This is a genomic window from Mobilicoccus caccae (assembly GCF_030161635.1).
In the GTDB taxonomy this organism is placed as follows: domain Bacteria; phylum Actinomycetota; class Actinomycetes; order Actinomycetales; family Dermatophilaceae; genus Mobilicoccus; species Mobilicoccus caccae.
This window is the reverse complement of record NZ_BSUO01000001.1, coordinates 1470016-1484543: the sequence shown is the minus strand read 5'-3', so window position 1 is coordinate 1484543 and position 14528 is coordinate 1470016. Positions and strand designations below refer to the sequence as shown.

Here is a 14528-nt window from a genome sequence, read left to right as displayed (position 1 = left end):
GTTCTTCGACGACGAGATGCTCGACAAGCTGATGGCCGCCACCGACGAGCGGGGCCTGTCGCTGACGGGTGAGGGCGGATTCCTGCCCGAGATGATCAAGGCAGTCCTCGAGCGGGGCATGCAGGCCGAGCTGACCGACCACCTCGGGTATGAGAAGGGCGACCCGGGTGGGAACGGCTCGGGCAACTCGCGCAACGGCACGACCCCGAAGACGGTCGGGACCGAGGTCGGGGACGTCGGCTTGGACCGGCCGAGGGATCGTAACTCCACCTTCGCGTCGTCGTTGGTGCCCAAGGGCGCAAGGCGTCTGGGTGGACTGGAGGACATGATCATCTCGCTGTACGCGGGCGGGATGACCATCCGCGACATCCAGCATCATCTGGCTGCGACGCTGGGCACTGAGCTGTCCCACGAGACGATCAGCAACGTGACCGACGCCGTGGCCGAGGAGGTCACCGCGTGGCAGACGCGGCCGTTGGAGGCGTTCTACCCGGTGATCTACCTCGACGCGCTGGTGGTGAAGATCCGTGACGGCGCGCACGTGGCCAACCGGGCTGCGCACATCGCTGTCGGCGTGGACCTGGATGGCGTCAAGCACGTCTTGGGCATCTGGGTCCAAGCCGTCGAGGGCGCGAAGTTCTGGGCCTCGGTGTGCGCGGAGCTGGCCAACCGCGGCGTCAAGGACGTGCTGATCGTCTGCTGCGACGGTCTGACCGGCTTCCCCGAGGCGATCGAGGCGACCTGGACCCGCGCGATGGTCCAAACGTGCGTCGTGCACCTGATCCGGGCCTCGATGCGGTTCGTCTCCTACACCGACCGCAAGGCCGTCGCGGCGATGCTGCGTCCGATCTACACCGCCGCGAACGAGGACGCGGCGTTGATGGCGCTGACCGCGTTCGCCGACTCGAACCTGGGCAAGAAGTACCCCGCCGCCGTGGCCTCCTGGGAGAACGCATGGGAGCGGTTCACCCCGTTCCTGGCGTTCGGGCCGGCGTTGAGGAAGGTCATCTACACGACCAACTCGATCGAGTCGCTCAACTACCAGCTACGCAAGATCATCAAGAACCGCGGCCACTTCCCCAGCGACACGGCCGCGATCAAGCTGCTGTGGCTGGCCATCCGCAACATCGAGGACAAGCGGGCCCGTGAACGCGCCAAGGAAGCCGGCGCCCCCAGAGGAACTCCCCGCAAGGCGCCCGGCAAGCTCGTCGAGGGTTCCGTCATCCAAGGCTGGAAAGCCGCCCTGGGAGAGCTCGCCCTGATCTATCCCGACCGCATCAACCCCTACCTGTAACACCCCATGAGACCCAGGTCACTTACACAGACAACTTGACAGGCTCCGCCGGCGGTCCCTCCAGTGAGTCCAACGTGTCGGCCAAGAACCGGCGGGGACACAACCACAAGACCCACCGCCGCTGGAGAAGCACCAGGGAGCCGGGCATCAACGGCGACATCACCTGGACCACCAAGGCCGGACGAACGTATGTCACCCGACCGCATGACTACCGCGACCCACCAGCCCGCGCCAGCGTGCCCATCGAGGGGCAAGACCCTGACGCAGCGGCGTGGCAGCAACGAGGAGCGATCCTCATCGCCCTGGCCCGCAACGCACAACGCGACGCAGCCCGCGAACGCCAACAACGACGCGAACAGAAGCTTGAGCAGCAACGCAAGCGCAAGAGCGAGCACCGACGAGCACACCGCCGCGCCCGCGGATACGAGCGCGAGCGCGACGGCGCGCGGACGCGCGTCGAACCCCGCGCCGGCGCACGCGGACCCAGCACCGGCGAGGCTTCCAGACCCGGGGTCTTCATCCGCGCACCCCGCCCACGGCGCAGCAGCGAGACCTCGTCGACGGCGCGCCCCGGCTGGGACGGCACCGACCCCGGACCCCCACCCTTCTGACCCCGCGCCGAACGCCTGAGACGACGAGGCCCCGACCACCCGGAGAGCGGGTGGACGGGGCCCTCGCCGTGTCGGTTCGAAGCGGTTCAGTCGTGCACGCCGGCCTCGACGAACGGGGGCTTGGTGACGACGGCGGCGATGTCGCGTCCGCGGACGTCGACGACGACGGGGTCGCCCTCCTTGACGCCGCGGTCGATGAGCGCCAGGCCGATGCCCTTGCGCAGGGTGGGCGACATGGTGCCGGAGGTGACGACACCGATCTCGTTGCCCTCACCGTCCTTGACGACGCACCCGGCGCGCGGGATGCCCCGGCCCTCCACGAGCAGACCCCAGGACAGGCGGCAGGACTTCTCGGCCCGCTGCGCGGCGAGCACGTCCTTGCCCCAGAACTCGTCCTTGTTCCACCCGACGGCCCAACCGGCGCGGGCCATGTTCGGGGTGATGTCCATGGTCAGCTCGTGACCGTGCAGGGCGTAGCCCATCTCGGTGCGCAGCGTGTCGCGGGCACCGAGGCCACACGGCATGCCGTCGTACGGCTTCATCGCCTCCACGAGCGCGTCCCACAACGCCTCGGCGTCCTCCCACCGCGGGACGAGCTCGTAGCCCTTCTCCCCCGTGTACCCGGTGCGGCAGACCGTCAGCGGACGCCCCTGCCATTCGGTCGAATCGAACGACATGTACTCGTGACCGGTCGGCAGACCGAGCGACTGCAGCACCTCATCCGACCTCGGCCCCTGCACGGCGATGATGGCGTAGTCGTGATGCTGGTTCTCCAGCTCCAACCCCTCGGGCAACTGCTCCGCCATCCGGCGCACGACCTCCGTCGTGTTCGCGGCGTTGGGGATGAGGAAGACCTCGTCGTCGCTCTTGTAGTACTGGATGAGGTCGTCGACCACACCGCCGGTCTCGGCGTCGCAACACATCGTGTACTGCGCCTTGGGCGGGCTCACCTTGCGCAGATCATTCGTGAAGCAGCGGTTGCAGAAGTCGGCCGCACCGGGACCGCGCACGAGCGCCTTACCGAGATGGGAGACGTCGAAGATGCCCACGCGCTCGCGGACGGCCTCGTGCTCCTTGAGCACGCCGCCACCGGGGTATTCGATCGGCATGAGCCAGCCGCCGAAGTCGGCCATCTTGGCCTTCAGGGCCTCGTGCCGGGAGTGCAGCGGTGAGGTGAGGAGGTCGCTCTCTGTCATGTCGCCACCGTAATGGTGACGCCCTCGTTATTCTCGGAGTTGGCATGAACCCGCTGACCGGCCCGACACCGCGGACGCGAGCACCGTCCGTCCCCCCGTTTCACCGGCCGGGCCGCACGTCCGACGGCAGGACCGGCCACCCGCCGACACACCAGCCTCATGCCTGGCGCACGCGCCGGGCCGCACCGACCTCGACAGAGAGTAGGACCTCCGTGAAGCTCGCCTTCGCCACCACCGCACCCGAGTCGACCAAGGCCGACGTCCTCATCGTCTTCAGCCACCCCACCGATGACAAGCGCGCCAAGAACGCGGGTCCACGCCTGCTCGCCGCCGACACCCTCCCCGCCGCCGCGGTGACCCACATCGAGCAGGCTCTGGCCGATCTCCTCGCCAAGGGCAAGGCCGACGAGGTCCGCACGCTGACCTCCGTGCCCAAGATCGCCGCCCCGGTCGTCGTCGTCACCGGACTCGGGTCGATCGACACCCAGGACGGCGAACCCACGCCCGAGTCCGTGCGCCGCGCCGCCGGTGCTGCCGCCCGCACCCTCGCCGGCCGGTCGAGCGCCGCCGTCGCGCTGCCCGTCGCCACCCCCGAGCACGCCTCGGCCGCCGCGAGCGGACTCGTGCTCGGCGCCTACCGCTTCGACCGCCACCGCGGCGCGAAGGCCCAAGCCGCCGCCGACGCGCCCCTGGCCTCCGCGACGATCCTCGCGAGCAAGAAGGCCGTGAACGCCCGCGCCAAGGAGGCCGGCGCCAAGGTCGGCGACGCCGACATGAGCGCCGCCGTCACCGCGGGTGAGGTCGTGGCCCGCCACCAGTGCTGGGCCCGCGACCTCGTCAACACCGCCCCCAACGAGCTGTACCCGGCCTCCTTCGCCGAGACCGTGCAGAAGGCCGCCGGCAAGGGCGTCAAGATCGAGATCCTCGAGGAGAAGCAGCTCACCGCAGGCGGATTCGGTGGCCTCATCGCCGTCGGGCAGGGCTCCTCCCGCCCGCCGCGCCTGGTCACGATGACCTACTCCCCCGGCAAGGCCACCACGCGCCTGGCGTACGTGGGCAAGGGCATCACGTTCGACTCCGGAGGCCTCTCCCTCAAGCCCGCCGGCTCGATGATGACGATGAAGTGCGACATGGGTGGCGCCGCGGCCGTGGCCGCCGCCGTCCTCGCCATCGCGGAGCTCAAGCTGCCCGTCGCCGTCACCGGCTACCTCTGCCTCGCCGAGAACATGCCCAGCGGCACCGCCACGCGCCCCGGCGACGTCATCACCCAACGCGGCGGCCTCACGGTCGAGATCCTCAACACCGACGCCGAGGGCCGCCTCGTCCTCGCCGACGGCATCGCGCTGGCGGCCGAATCCGCCCCCGACGCCATCGTCGACATCGCGACCCTCACCGGCGCGCAGGTCGTCGCCCTCGGCAAGCGCACGGCCGCGGTCCTCGCCAACGACGACGAACTGCAGGGCGCCCTCACCCAGGCCGCCACCGACGCCGGCGAGAAGGTCTGGCCGCTGCCCATCGCCGAGGAGATCCGCGGGCACATCGACAGTACGGTCGCCGACCTCAAGAACATGGGCGAGGCCGGAACCGCGGGCACCATGGCCGCCGCCGCGTTCCTGCGGGAGTTCGCCAAGCCGACCGGCAAGGACGCCGACGACCGCACCCAGGCCTGGGGGCACCTCGACATCGCCGGACCGGCCTTCCACGAGGGCGGCCCCTACGGCTACGTCGGCAAGGGCGGCACCGGCTTCGGCGTCCCGACCCTGGTGGAGTTCGCACGCGGCTACGTGACCGACTGACCCCATCGGTGGCCTGCGGGCCACCAGCGCGTGCGGATCCACCTCCGGGCGCGCCCACCACATCGCCCGGCACCACCTCGGTGCCGGGCGATGCGTGTGTCTGCGGGCGCCCTACGCCACGAGCACCGCCCGGCGGTGAACACCCGTCCCCGCCCGCCGCGGAGAGCGGGGAAACAGAGTCGTTCCACGCCGGAATACGGCGTGAATGCTCAGGATTCACCTCCTTTCGACCGACCAGGTACCTGACACGCGGACACCACGTCCGCGACCTGGTGCCGATCGAGGAGGACATGCGTGAGCCTTGCGGCAGTCGTGAGGGCCTCGGTGGTCGATCTGTGAGCGGGTCGCCGCGCCGGGTGGACTCCCTCGACGGCCTGCGCACGATCGCGGTGCTGCTGGTCGTCGCCTTCCACGTGGGTATGCCCGGCATGGCCGGCGGATACCTGGGTGTCGACGTGTTCTTCGTGCTGTCCGGGTTCCTCATCACCACGCTGCTGCTCAAGGAGCTCTCCTCCACCGGCCGCATCGACCTCGGCCGGTTCTGGGCGCGGCGGGCGCTGCGTCTCATGCCGGCGGCCATGCTCGTCATCGCCGCCGTCGTCGTCTGGGCGTTGTTCGTCGCCGAGCCCTACCGTCGCCCCGGCATCGGCGCGGACGCCCTGTGGTCGCTGCTCTACGTCGGCAACTGGCGGTTCATCTCCTCGAGCAGCTACTTCGCCGACGACGGCACGAGTTCACCCCTGCTGCACGTGTGGTCGCTCGCCGTCGAGGAGCAGTTCTACGTCGCCTGGCCGCTGCTGCTCATGCTCGTGTGCACCCTCGTGTGGCGCCGCGCCGCCGGGAAGGGCTTCGTCGACTCGGCCGCCCGCATCGAGGCAGACCGGCGCCGCAAGGCCGGCGTCGTCCTCGCCACGGGCCTGCTCGCCCTCACCCTGGCGGTCGCCTCCGCGATCTGGCTGTGGGTGCTGTACGACCCGGCGGCCCCCGAGCGCGCCTACATGGGCACCGACACGAAGGTGTTCGAGCCCCTGATCGGCGCGGCAGCCGCGGCGCTGATGACGAGGAAGCGGCTCCAGCGGTGGGTCGTCCGCCGGTACGCGGTCCTCACGGTCTCCGGGCTCGCGGGGCTCGGGCTCGGTGTCGCCACCCTGGGCGGCCCGTCACCGGTGTACTTCGCCGGCGGGGCGGTCGCGTTCTCGGTGTGCTGCGCCGTCCTCGTCGCGGCCGCCACCGCCGGCGGCAACCAGAGCCTCATCGCCCGCACGCTCGGCCTGGCGCCGGTGGCCTACCTCGGGCGGATCTCCTACGGCATCTACCTGTGGCACTGGCCGGTGGCCGTGTGGCTGCTGCCCGACCCGGCCGTCTTCGATCCCACCCGCGCCGTCGCGGTCGTGGCGTTCACCATCGCGCTGGCCTCGGTGTCCTACCACCTCGTCGAGGTGCCGATCCGCACCGGCGCCCTGACCCGGGCCCGGCCCCGCCACCTGCTGCCCCTCGGTGCGACCTCCCTGGCCGCGGTCGTCGCGTTCTCGACGCTGCTCGGCGGGACGACGCTGAGTCGCCTCAACCCGCTGTCCGTCTCGGTGGCCAGCGCCGCGGAACGTTCCTCGGTCGTCGTCGTCGGCGACAGCGTCATGAGCCGGCTCGTGCCTTCCCTGGCGCAGACGGCCTCGGCGCGCGGCATCACCGTGCTCAACGGGGCGCGGGGCGGCTGCCCGGCCCTGACCGTCCCCGCCCTCGACGCCGCCGGGGCACCCTGGCCGACGGCGCCTGCACCGAGGGCGTACGCACACATCAGGACGACGTCATCGCCCAGGCCGACCCGGGTGTCGTCCTCTGGTGGTCGCGGTACGAACTCGCTGACCGACTCTCCGACGACGGCCGCGTCCTGCGGGCCGGGACGCCGGAGTTCTGGGCGGCTCAGCGTGCCTCCTTCGCCGCCGACGTCACCCGGCTGACCTCGCGCGGAGCCACCCTCGTCGTCGTGCAGACCGACCGCCCCGGCACCGGGCTCTCCTCGCGGTGCACCCCCGACAAGTGCAATCCGTTCCTGCACCGGTTGTGGTTCGAGGACCAACTTCGACGGGACTGGAACACCCTGGTCGCCGAGGTCGCGGGCCGGGACCCGCGCGTGCGCACCATCCCCATCGACGACGTCTTCTGCCGCGACGACGCCGTCCCCTGCGACGACACCCTGCCGATGACCGGTGGCCCGACCGCCATGGCCGCGGCGTGGACCCCTGCCACGCCCGCCGCCGCGGTCCCGCGGACCCGCTCCACCATCGAGGGTGTCGACGTGACCACCCTGGCCCGCCCCGACGGCTCCCACTTCTCCCCCGAGGCCATGCCCGCCGTCTCCGCGGCCCTGCTCGACCGCGTCGCCGCCGCCGTCCAGCACTGACCTGCATCTCCGCCCGCCTGCACTCATAGGCGCTCCGAGGCGGCAGGACGTGGTGCGAGATCTGTGCGAGGTGGTTCGAGATCTCGGGCAGTCCTCGCCCCTGCGACCTGGGCGCGTGCGAGGATGAGCCCGGTCGGTGGCGCCCGTGATCCGGGCCACACCGACGGATGCCGCCGAGACGCGACGCGCCGTGACCACGACCGGACTCGACCCGATCGTCGCCCGAGAAGGAGCCACCCTCATGACCGACAGCACGGACACCTTCGACATCGTCATCCTGGGGGGCGGCAGCGGCGGATACGCCTGCGCCCTGCGAGCCGCGCAGCTCGGACTCAGCGTGGCGCTGGTGGAGAAGGACAAGCTGGGCGGTACGTGTCTGCACCGCGGCTGTGTGCCCACCAAGGCGCTCCTGCACGCGGCCGAGGTGGCCGACTCCGCCCGTGAGAGTGAGAAGTTCGGCGTCAAGGCCACGCTCGAGGGCATCGACATGGCCGGTGTCCACACGTACAAGGACGGCGTCGTCGCGCGCCTGCACAAGGGTCTGCAGGGTCTGGTCAAGGCCGCGAAGGTCACCTATGTCGAGGGCCTCGGCCGGGTCGTGGCCCGCGACACCGTCGAGGTGGACGGCCGCCGGCTGACGGGCAAGAACCTCGTCATCGCCACCGGCTCGTACGCCAAGTCGCTGCCCGGCCTCGAGATCGCCGGTCGCATCATGACCAGCGAGCAGGCGCTGCTGCTGGACGAGGTGCCCGCCCGGGTCGTCGTCCTCGGCGGCGGTGTCATCGGCAGCGAATTCGCCTCCGTCTACCGCTCCTTCGGCGCCGAGGTCACCATCGTCGAGGCACTCCCCGGCTCGTCGCGCTCGAGGACGAGGCGATCTCCAAGACCCTCGAACGCGCCTTCAAGAAGCGCAAGATCGGCGTCAAGACCGGCGTGAAGTTCGCCGGCGCCACCCAGACCGACGACGCCGTCACGATCACCCTGGAGTCCGGCGACACCCTGGAGGCCGACCTGCTGCTGGTCGCCGTCGGACGGGGCCCGGTCACCGACGGCATCGGCCTGGAGGAGATCGGCGTGACCGTCGACCGCGGCTTCGTGCCCACCGACGAGCGCTGCCGCACGAACGTCGAAGGCGTGCGCGCGGTCGGCGACATCGTGCCGGGCCTCCAACTCGCCCACCGCGGCTTCGCCCAGGGCATCCTCGTGGCCGAGGACATCGCCGGACTCGACCCCCAGCCGCTCGAGGAGTCCGGCATCCCGCGGGTCACCTACTCCGACCCCGAGATCGCGTCGGTGGGACTCACCGAGGCCAAGGCCAAGGAACTGCACGGCGAGGATGCCGTCGAGTGCGTCGAGTTCAACCTCGGCGGCAACGGCAAGTCGCAGATGCTCGCCACCGCCGGCTTCGTCAAGCTCGTCCGGGTCACGGACGGCCCCGTCGTGGGCGTCCACATGATCGGAGCCCGCATGGGCGAGCAGGTCGGCGAGGCACAGCTCATCGTCGGCTGGGAGGCACTCCCCGAGGAGGTCGCCTCCTTCATCCACGCGCACCCGACGCAGAACGAGGCGCTGGGTGAGGCACACCTCGCGCTCGCGGGCAAGCCTCTGCACGCACATTCCTGAACCACCGGCACCGGGGGCGAGAACGGGAGCGCACCCCCGCGCTTCACGACCGCCTCTCTTCTAGACTCGCGACAACACCGCAAACCCCGAGGAGACACGAAATGTCAGAACGCGTGACCATGCCGGCTCTGGGAGAGTCGGTCACCGAAGGCACCGTCACCCGTTGGCTGAAGAGCGTGGGCGATTCCGTCGAGGTGGACGAGCCGCTGCTCGAGGTCTCCACCGACAAGGTCGACACCGAGATCCCCTCGCCGGTGGCGGGCACGCTGACCGAGATCCTCGCCGAAGAGGACGAGACCGTCGAGGTCGGAGCCGATCTCGCCGTCATCGGTGACGCCGACGAGGCCGACTCCTCCTCCGACGACTCCGGCAGCGAGGACGAGGACGCCGACGAGGAGCCGCAGCAGGACGAGCCGCAGGACAGCGGCGAGGAGTCCTCGAAGGACGAGGAGTCCGAGGCGCCCAAGCAGGAGAAGAAGAGTTCCTCCGGTGGCGACGGCGGCGGCGAACGCGTCCCCATGCCGGCGCTGGGCGAGTCGGTCACCGAGGGCACGGTCACGCGGTGGTTGAAGTCCGAGGGTGACCAGGTCGAGGTCGACGAGCCACTGCTCGAGGTCTCCACCGACAAGGTCGACACCGAGATCCCCTCGCCGGTCGCCGGCACCCTCACCAAGATCCTCGTGGAGGAGGACGAGACCGTCGAGGTCGGCGCCGATCTGGCCGTCATCGGTGGCGAGGCCTCCGGTGGCTCCGGCGAGTCCGACACCGAGGACAAGGACGAGAGCGACACCGAGGACAAGAAGGAGTCCGACAGCGCGGAGTCCGAGTCCAAGGAGACCGCCGAGGAGACCCCGGTCGAGCCGTCCACCGAGTCCGACGAGCCCAAGAAGGACGAGTCGGCCAAGAAGGACGAGAAGTCCGAGCCGAAGCAGGACGAGCCGAAGAAGGACGAGCCCAAGAAGGACGCCCCGAAGTCGTCCTCGGAGCCGCCCAGCAAGGCCGAGGAGACCGACGCCTCCGCCTACGTCACCCCGCTGGTGCGCAAGCTCGCGGCCGACCACGACGTCGACCTCACGACCCTCTCGGGTACGGGTGTCGGCGGCCGGATCCGCAAGCAGGACGTCCTCGATGCGGCCAAGGCGGCGGAGGAGGCCAAGCAGGCCGCGTCCGCGCCGGCACCGCAGGCCGAGAAGGCTGCGGCGCCCGCCGCCCAGGCTCCCGCTCCGCAGCAGGGCAAGGCAGCACCGAGCGCCGTCCCGGCGCCGTCCGACAAGCGCGGCACCACCGAGAAGATGACCCGTCTGCGCAAGGTCATCGCCGAGCGCATGGTCAACTCCCTCCAGGTGTCGGCGCAGCTCACGGCGGTCGTCGAGGTCGACATGTCGCGCATCGCGGCGCTGCGGGCCCGCACCAAGTCCGACTTCGAGCGTCGCGAGGGCGTCAAGCTCTCCTACCTGCCGTTCATCTCGCTGGCGACGGTGGAGACGCTCAAGGCGTTCCCCACCCTCAACAGCAGTGTCGACGGCGACCAGGTCGTCTTCCACGGTGGTGAGCACCTCGGCATCGCGGTCGACACCGAGCGCGGCCTGCTCGTGCCGGTGGTCCGCGACGCGGGCGACCTCAACATCGCCGGACTGGCGCGCAAGATCGCCGACATCGCCGAGCGCACCCGCACCAACAAGGTGACGCCCGACGAGCTCGGTGGCGGCACGTTCACGATCAGCAACATCGGCAGCAACGGATCGCTGCTCGACACGCCGATCATCAACCAGCCGCAGGTGGCGATCCTGGGCACGGGCGCGATCGTCAAGCGTCCGGTCGTCGTCCAGGACGAGTACGGCAACGACTCGATCGCCATCCGGCACATGCAGTACCTCGTGCTCACCTACGACCACCGGGTCGTCGACGGTGCGGACGCCGGTCGCTTCCTGTCGGCGCTCAAGAGCCGACTGGAAGAGGGCGCGTTCGAGGTCTGATCCAGCAGTGACGGGGCGGCGGGTCACCCGCCGCCCCGTCGTGTGTGTGCCCTCGTTTTCTGCCGGGGTTCCGCGGCGGGAATGTCTCCCGTCGTGACATGGTTCTCCGGTCGGGCAGGGCCTGTCCGCCACGCAAGGGAGACCTGACATGCGAGTTGCCGTCACCGGCGCATCCGGGCTGATCGGATCGGCCACCTCCTCGGCCCTCACCCGGCGGGGCGACGAGGTGATCCACCTCGTGCGTCGTGAGCCGCGGACCTCCGGTGAGCGGCAGTGGCATCCGGGTGAGTCCCTCGATCCCGAGGTGCTCGCGGACGCGGATGCGGTCGTCCACCTCGCCGGCGCGGGCGTGGCCGACAGACGGTGGACCCCGGAGTACAAGAAGGTCATCCGCCGCTCGAGGATCGACGGCACCCGCACGATCGCCGGCGCCGTGGCGCAGCTGGAACGTCCGATCCGGGTCGTCAGCGCATCGGCGGTCGGCATCTACGGCAGCGACCGCGGCGAGGAGACCCTCACCGAGGCCAGTGCCACCGGTCCCGGGTTCCTGGCCGACGTCGTCCGCGCCTGGGAGGGCGAGATGCGCGCCCTGGCCGACAGCGGCATCCCGGTGGCCTTCGCCCGCTCCGGCATCGTGCTCTCCCGCGAGGGCGGGGCGATGGAGCGCATCCTCCCCTGGCCAAGATGGGTCTCGGCGGACCGCTCGGCGACGGCCACCAGTTCTGGCCGCTCATCACCCTGGAGGACGAGGTCGCGGCCCTGTTGTGGCTGATCGACCACCCCGAGATCACCGGACCGGTCAACCTGGCGATGCCCGAGCCCGTCCGTCAGGGCCAGTTCATGGCGCTGCTGGGCGACCGGCTGGGCAGGCCCGCCAAGGTGCCCGCGCCCGCCTTCGCGATCCGGGCCCTCCTCGGCGGATTCGCCGACGACATCCTCGGCAGCCAGCGCGTCCACCCGGGCGTCCTGCTGGAGTCGGGCTTCACCTTCACCCACCCCGACGGCGAGTCCGCCGCGCGGTGGCTCACGCAGGAGTGACCATGCGATTCGAACACCTCGGCTTCGCCCCCGACCTCGTGGACTACGTGCAGGCGTGGGACCACCAGCGGGAGGTCCACGCCGCTGTGGTGGCCGGCGAGCTGCCCGACACCGTCCTGCTGCTCGAGCACGAGGCCACGTACACCGCGGGCAAGCGCACCGAGCCGCACGAGCGGCCGTTCGACGGCACACCCGTGGTCGAGGTCGACCGCGGCGGCAAGATCACCTGGCACGGCCCCGGCCAGCTCGTCGGCTACCCGATCGTGCGCCTGCCCGGCCCGGTCGACGTCGTCGCCCACGTGCGCCGGTTGGAGGACGTCATGATCGGCGTCTGCGCCGACCTCGGCGTCGAGGCGGGGCGGGTCGAGGGACGCAGTGGCGTCTGGGTTGCCGCCGACGAGTCGGGTCCCGACCGCAAGATCGGTGCCATCGGCATCCGGGTCAGCCAGGAGGTGACGATGCACGGCTTCGCCCTCAACTGCGACTGCGACCTGTCGTGGGGCCAGGTCATCGTGCCGTGTGGGATCTCCGACGCCGGGGTGACCAGCCTGAGCCTGGAGACCGGCCGCGACGTCACCGTCGCCGAGGTCCTGCCCCTGGCCGAGAAGCACCTGGCGCGGGTGCTCGACCCGGTCCACGTCGACCGGGTTCCCGCCTGAGACTGCACCGCCCGGATCGATCCGGACCCCGACACCTCCCGCGGGTACCCTGGGAGGCCAACCACCCGAATTGGAGGCTTCGTGAGCGTCGCACCAGACGGACGTCGGCTGCTCCGCGTCGAGGCGCGCAACGCCGAGACACCCATCGAGCGCAAGCCCTCGTGGATCCGCACGACGGCCAAGATGGGCCCCGAATACGCTGAGATGTCCAAGCGGGTCAAGGGCCAGGGCTTGCACACCGTGTGCCAGGAGGCCGGCTGTCCCAACATCTTCGAGTGCTGGGAGGACCGCGAGGCCACGTTCCTCATCGGTGGTGACGTGTGCACCCGCCGCTGCGACTTCTGCGACATCGCCACGGGCCGCCCGGGCGCCCTCGACCTCGACGAGCCCCGCAAGGTGGCCGAGTCGATCCAGCAGATGAACCTGCGGTACGCCACGGTCACCGGTGTGGCCCGCGACGACCTGCCGGACGGTGCGGCCAAGCTGTACGCCGACACGATCCGCGCCATCCACGAGCTCAACCCCAACACGGGCGTGGAGATCCTCCCGCCCGACTTCGGTGCCAAGCCCGAGCTGGTCGGTCAGGTCTTCGACGCCCGCCCCGAGGTGTTCGCGCACAACCTCGAGACGGTCCCGCGGATCTTCCGCCGGATCCGGCCCGCGTTCACCTACGAGAAGTCCCTGCGGGTGCTGACGATGGCCAAGGCCGACGGCCTGGTCACCAAGTCCAACCTCATCCTTGGCATGGGTGAGGAGGAGCACGAGATCGAGCAGGCCATCCGCGACCTGCGCGAGGCGGGCTGCGACATCCTCACGATCACGCAGTACCTGCGCCCCTCCAAGCTGCACCACCCGATCGACCGCTGGGTCAAGCCCGAGGAGTTCGTGGCCTGGTCCGACTTCGCCGAGGACATCGGGTTCCTCGGCGTGATGGCCGGGCCGCTGGTCCGCTCGTCCTACCGTGCGGGGCGGCTGTGGGCGCAGGCGATGCGCCGCGCCGGTCGCGACCTCCCCGCCCATCTGCAGCACCTCGCGGCCTCGGCCGACGACCACGCCCGCCAGGAGGCGGCCACGCTCGTCGAGCGTCGCCTGGCCCCGACCACCTCGCACTAAGGAGTACCACCCCACGATGGCCCGCTCGTCCGCCTCCAAGGGCGCCACCGCCGCCAAGCCGAAGAAGCCCAAGAAGCCGAAGAAGCAGCGGTTCGAGAAGCTCCGTCAGATCTACGGTCTGGCCAAGCGCGACGACCCGCAGATCGCGCTCAAGATGGCGGGCATCGCGCTCGTCATCGTCGCCGTCGGTCTGCTCATCGGTCTGGCCGTCGGCCACCCCATCTATTGGAGTGTCGTCTTCCTCCCGCTGGGGTTGCTCGCGGCGTTCGTCTTCCTCACCCGTCGGGCGGAACGCGCCGCCTACGGCGCCCTGGATGGACAGCCAGGAGCAGCCGGGGCCGTTCTCCAGGGCCTGCGGCGTGGGTGGAGCTACAAGGAGGAGCCGGTGGCCGTCGAGGGCGGTCGCGGTCAGAACCTGCAGGATGCGGCGATGGTCTTCCGCGCCGTCGGTCGCCCCGGGGTCGTCCTCATCGGCGAGGGTCCGCAGGCGCGTGCTCAGAAGCTCCTGCTCACCGAGAAGCGCAAGGTGCAGCGGCTGACCCCCAATGTGCCGGTCACGCTGTACCGCATCGGCACGGGCACCGCGAGCAGCCGCGCCGGCGAGGAGGTCCTGCCTCCCCGCGACGTCACGCGCCGCATGGGCAAGCTGCCCAAGACCCTGACCAAGACCGAGGTCAGCGAGGTCGACCGCCGCTTGCGCGCTCTCGGCGGTCAGCGTCCCCCGGTGCCCAAGGGCATGGACCCCAACCGCGCCCGCACCATGGGCCGCGGCGCGCAGTTCCGCTGACCCGATCGCTTCCCGTTCGGGACGGCACTCGTCG

Annotated in this window: 12 protein-coding genes and 1 pseudogene; 12 read left to right on the top strand and 1 reads right to left on the bottom strand. The window is 70.6% G+C overall.

The annotated features are described in order from the left end of the window. Window positions 1-16 precede the first annotated feature (16 nt). Window positions 17-1294 carry an IS256 family transposase gene (locus QQK49_RS07100; protein ID WP_431310566.1) on the top strand — a complete coding sequence of 426 codons (1278 nt, stop codon included), beginning with the start codon at window positions 17-19 and terminating at the stop codon, window positions 1292-1294. Window positions 1295-1329: 35 nt separating this feature from the next. Further along, a complete protein-coding gene (locus QQK49_RS07095) occupies window positions 1330-1905 on the top strand; it encodes a hypothetical protein (RefSeq protein WP_284303330.1) in 576 nt (191 codons plus the stop codon). Between the two features lie 86 nt (window positions 1906-1991). On the opposite strand, the gene gcvT is transcribed toward QQK49_RS07095, so the two are convergent. After that, window positions 1992-3101 (bottom strand): glycine cleavage system aminomethyltransferase GcvT, encoded by a 1110-nt coding sequence (gene gcvT, locus QQK49_RS07090; RefSeq protein WP_284303329.1) that lies wholly within the window; start codon window positions 3099-3101, stop codon window positions 1992-1994. Between the two features lie 212 nt (window positions 3102-3313). On the opposite strand from gcvT, the gene QQK49_RS07085 reads away from it, so the two are divergent. The 10 genes and pseudogenes from QQK49_RS07085 to QQK49_RS07045 all read left to right on the top strand — a co-directional run bounded on the left by QQK49_RS07085 (window position 3314) and on the right by QQK49_RS07045 (window position 14494). After that, window positions 3314-4897 carry a leucyl aminopeptidase gene (locus QQK49_RS07085; protein ID WP_284303328.1) on the top strand — a complete coding sequence of 528 codons (1584 nt, stop codon included), beginning with the start codon at window positions 3314-3316 and terminating at the stop codon, window positions 4895-4897. 290 nt (window positions 4898-5187) lie between these two features. After that, entirely contained in the window at window positions 5188-6855 is a 1668-nt protein-coding gene (locus QQK49_RS07080; RefSeq protein ID WP_284303327.1) for an acyltransferase family protein, read from the top strand. Between the two features lie 26 nt (window positions 6856-6881). Beyond that, on the top strand, window positions 6882-7298 hold the full coding sequence (locus QQK49_RS07075) for a hypothetical protein (protein WP_284303326.1): 417 nt from the start codon (window positions 6882-6884) through the stop codon (window positions 7296-7298). 241 nt (window positions 7299-7539) lie between these two features. After that, window positions 7540-8921, top strand: a pseudogene (lpdA, locus tag QQK49_RS07070) (dihydrolipoyl dehydrogenase). Window positions 8922-9022: 101 nt separating this feature from the next. Continuing rightward, window positions 9023-10897 (top strand): 2-oxoglutarate dehydrogenase, E2 component, dihydrolipoamide succinyltransferase, encoded by a 1875-nt coding sequence (sucB, locus tag QQK49_RS07065; RefSeq protein WP_284303325.1) that lies wholly within the window; start codon window positions 9023-9025, stop codon window positions 10895-10897. A 148-nt stretch (window positions 10898-11045) separates the two neighbouring features. Beyond that, a complete protein-coding gene (locus QQK49_RS07060; RefSeq protein ID WP_348536121.1) occupies window positions 11046-11669 on the top strand; it encodes an NAD-dependent epimerase/dehydratase family protein in 624 nt (207 codons plus the stop codon). Beyond that, complete coding sequence (locus QQK49_RS22680) at window positions 11582-11935, top strand: DUF1731 domain-containing protein (protein ID WP_348536120.1); 354 nt, start codon at window positions 11582-11584, stop codon at window positions 11933-11935. The genes QQK49_RS07060 and QQK49_RS22680 overlap by 88 nt, the downstream gene beginning before the upstream one ends. 2 nt (window positions 11936-11937) lie before the next feature. Beyond that, a complete protein-coding gene (gene lipB, locus QQK49_RS07055) occupies window positions 11938-12594 on the top strand; it encodes a lipoyl(octanoyl) transferase LipB (protein WP_284303324.1) in 657 nt (218 codons plus the stop codon). A gap of 81 nt (window positions 12595-12675) precedes the next feature. Continuing rightward, the gene (gene lipA, locus QQK49_RS07050) at window positions 12676-13707 is read left to right on the top strand and encodes a lipoyl synthase (protein WP_284303323.1); all 1032 of its coding nucleotides are present in this window, start codon (window positions 12676-12678) and stop codon (window positions 13705-13707) included. Between the two features lie 16 nt (window positions 13708-13723). Next, window positions 13724-14494: a DUF4191 domain-containing protein gene (locus QQK49_RS07045; RefSeq protein WP_284303322.1), complete on the top strand. Its 771-nt coding sequence runs from the start codon at window positions 13724-13726 to the stop codon at window positions 14492-14494. Window positions 14495-14528 lie beyond the last annotated feature (34 nt).

Excerpts from the sequence above, each read along its gene's own strand:
- QQK49_RS22680 (WP_348536120.1), top strand. The coding sequence starts at position 11,582 with ATGGGTCTCGGCGGACCGCTCGGCGACGGCCACCAGTTCTGGCCGCTC.
- sucB (WP_284303325.1), top strand. The coding sequence starts at position 9,023 with ATGTCAGAACGCGTGACCATGCCGGCTCTGGGAGAGTCGGTCACCGAA.
- lipB (WP_284303324.1), top strand. The coding sequence starts at position 11,938 with ATGCGATTCGAACACCTCGGCTTCGCCCCCGACCTCGTGGACTACGTG.
- QQK49_RS07060 (WP_348536121.1), top strand. The coding sequence starts at position 11,046 with ATGCGAGTTGCCGTCACCGGCGCATCCGGGCTGATCGGATCGGCCACC.
- QQK49_RS07080 (WP_284303327.1), top strand. The coding sequence starts at position 5,188 with ATGCGTGAGCCTTGCGGCAGTCGTGAGGGCCTCGGTGGTCGATCTGTG.
- QQK49_RS07100 (WP_431310566.1), top strand. The coding sequence starts at position 17 with ATGCTCGACAAGCTGATGGCCGCCACCGACGAGCGGGGCCTGTCGCTG.
- QQK49_RS07045 (WP_284303322.1), top strand. The coding sequence starts at position 13,724 with ATGGCCCGCTCGTCCGCCTCCAAGGGCGCCACCGCCGCCAAGCCGAAG.
- gcvT (WP_284303329.1), bottom strand. The coding sequence starts at position 3,101 with ATGACAGAGAGCGACCTCCTCACCTCACCGCTGCACTCCCGGCACGAG.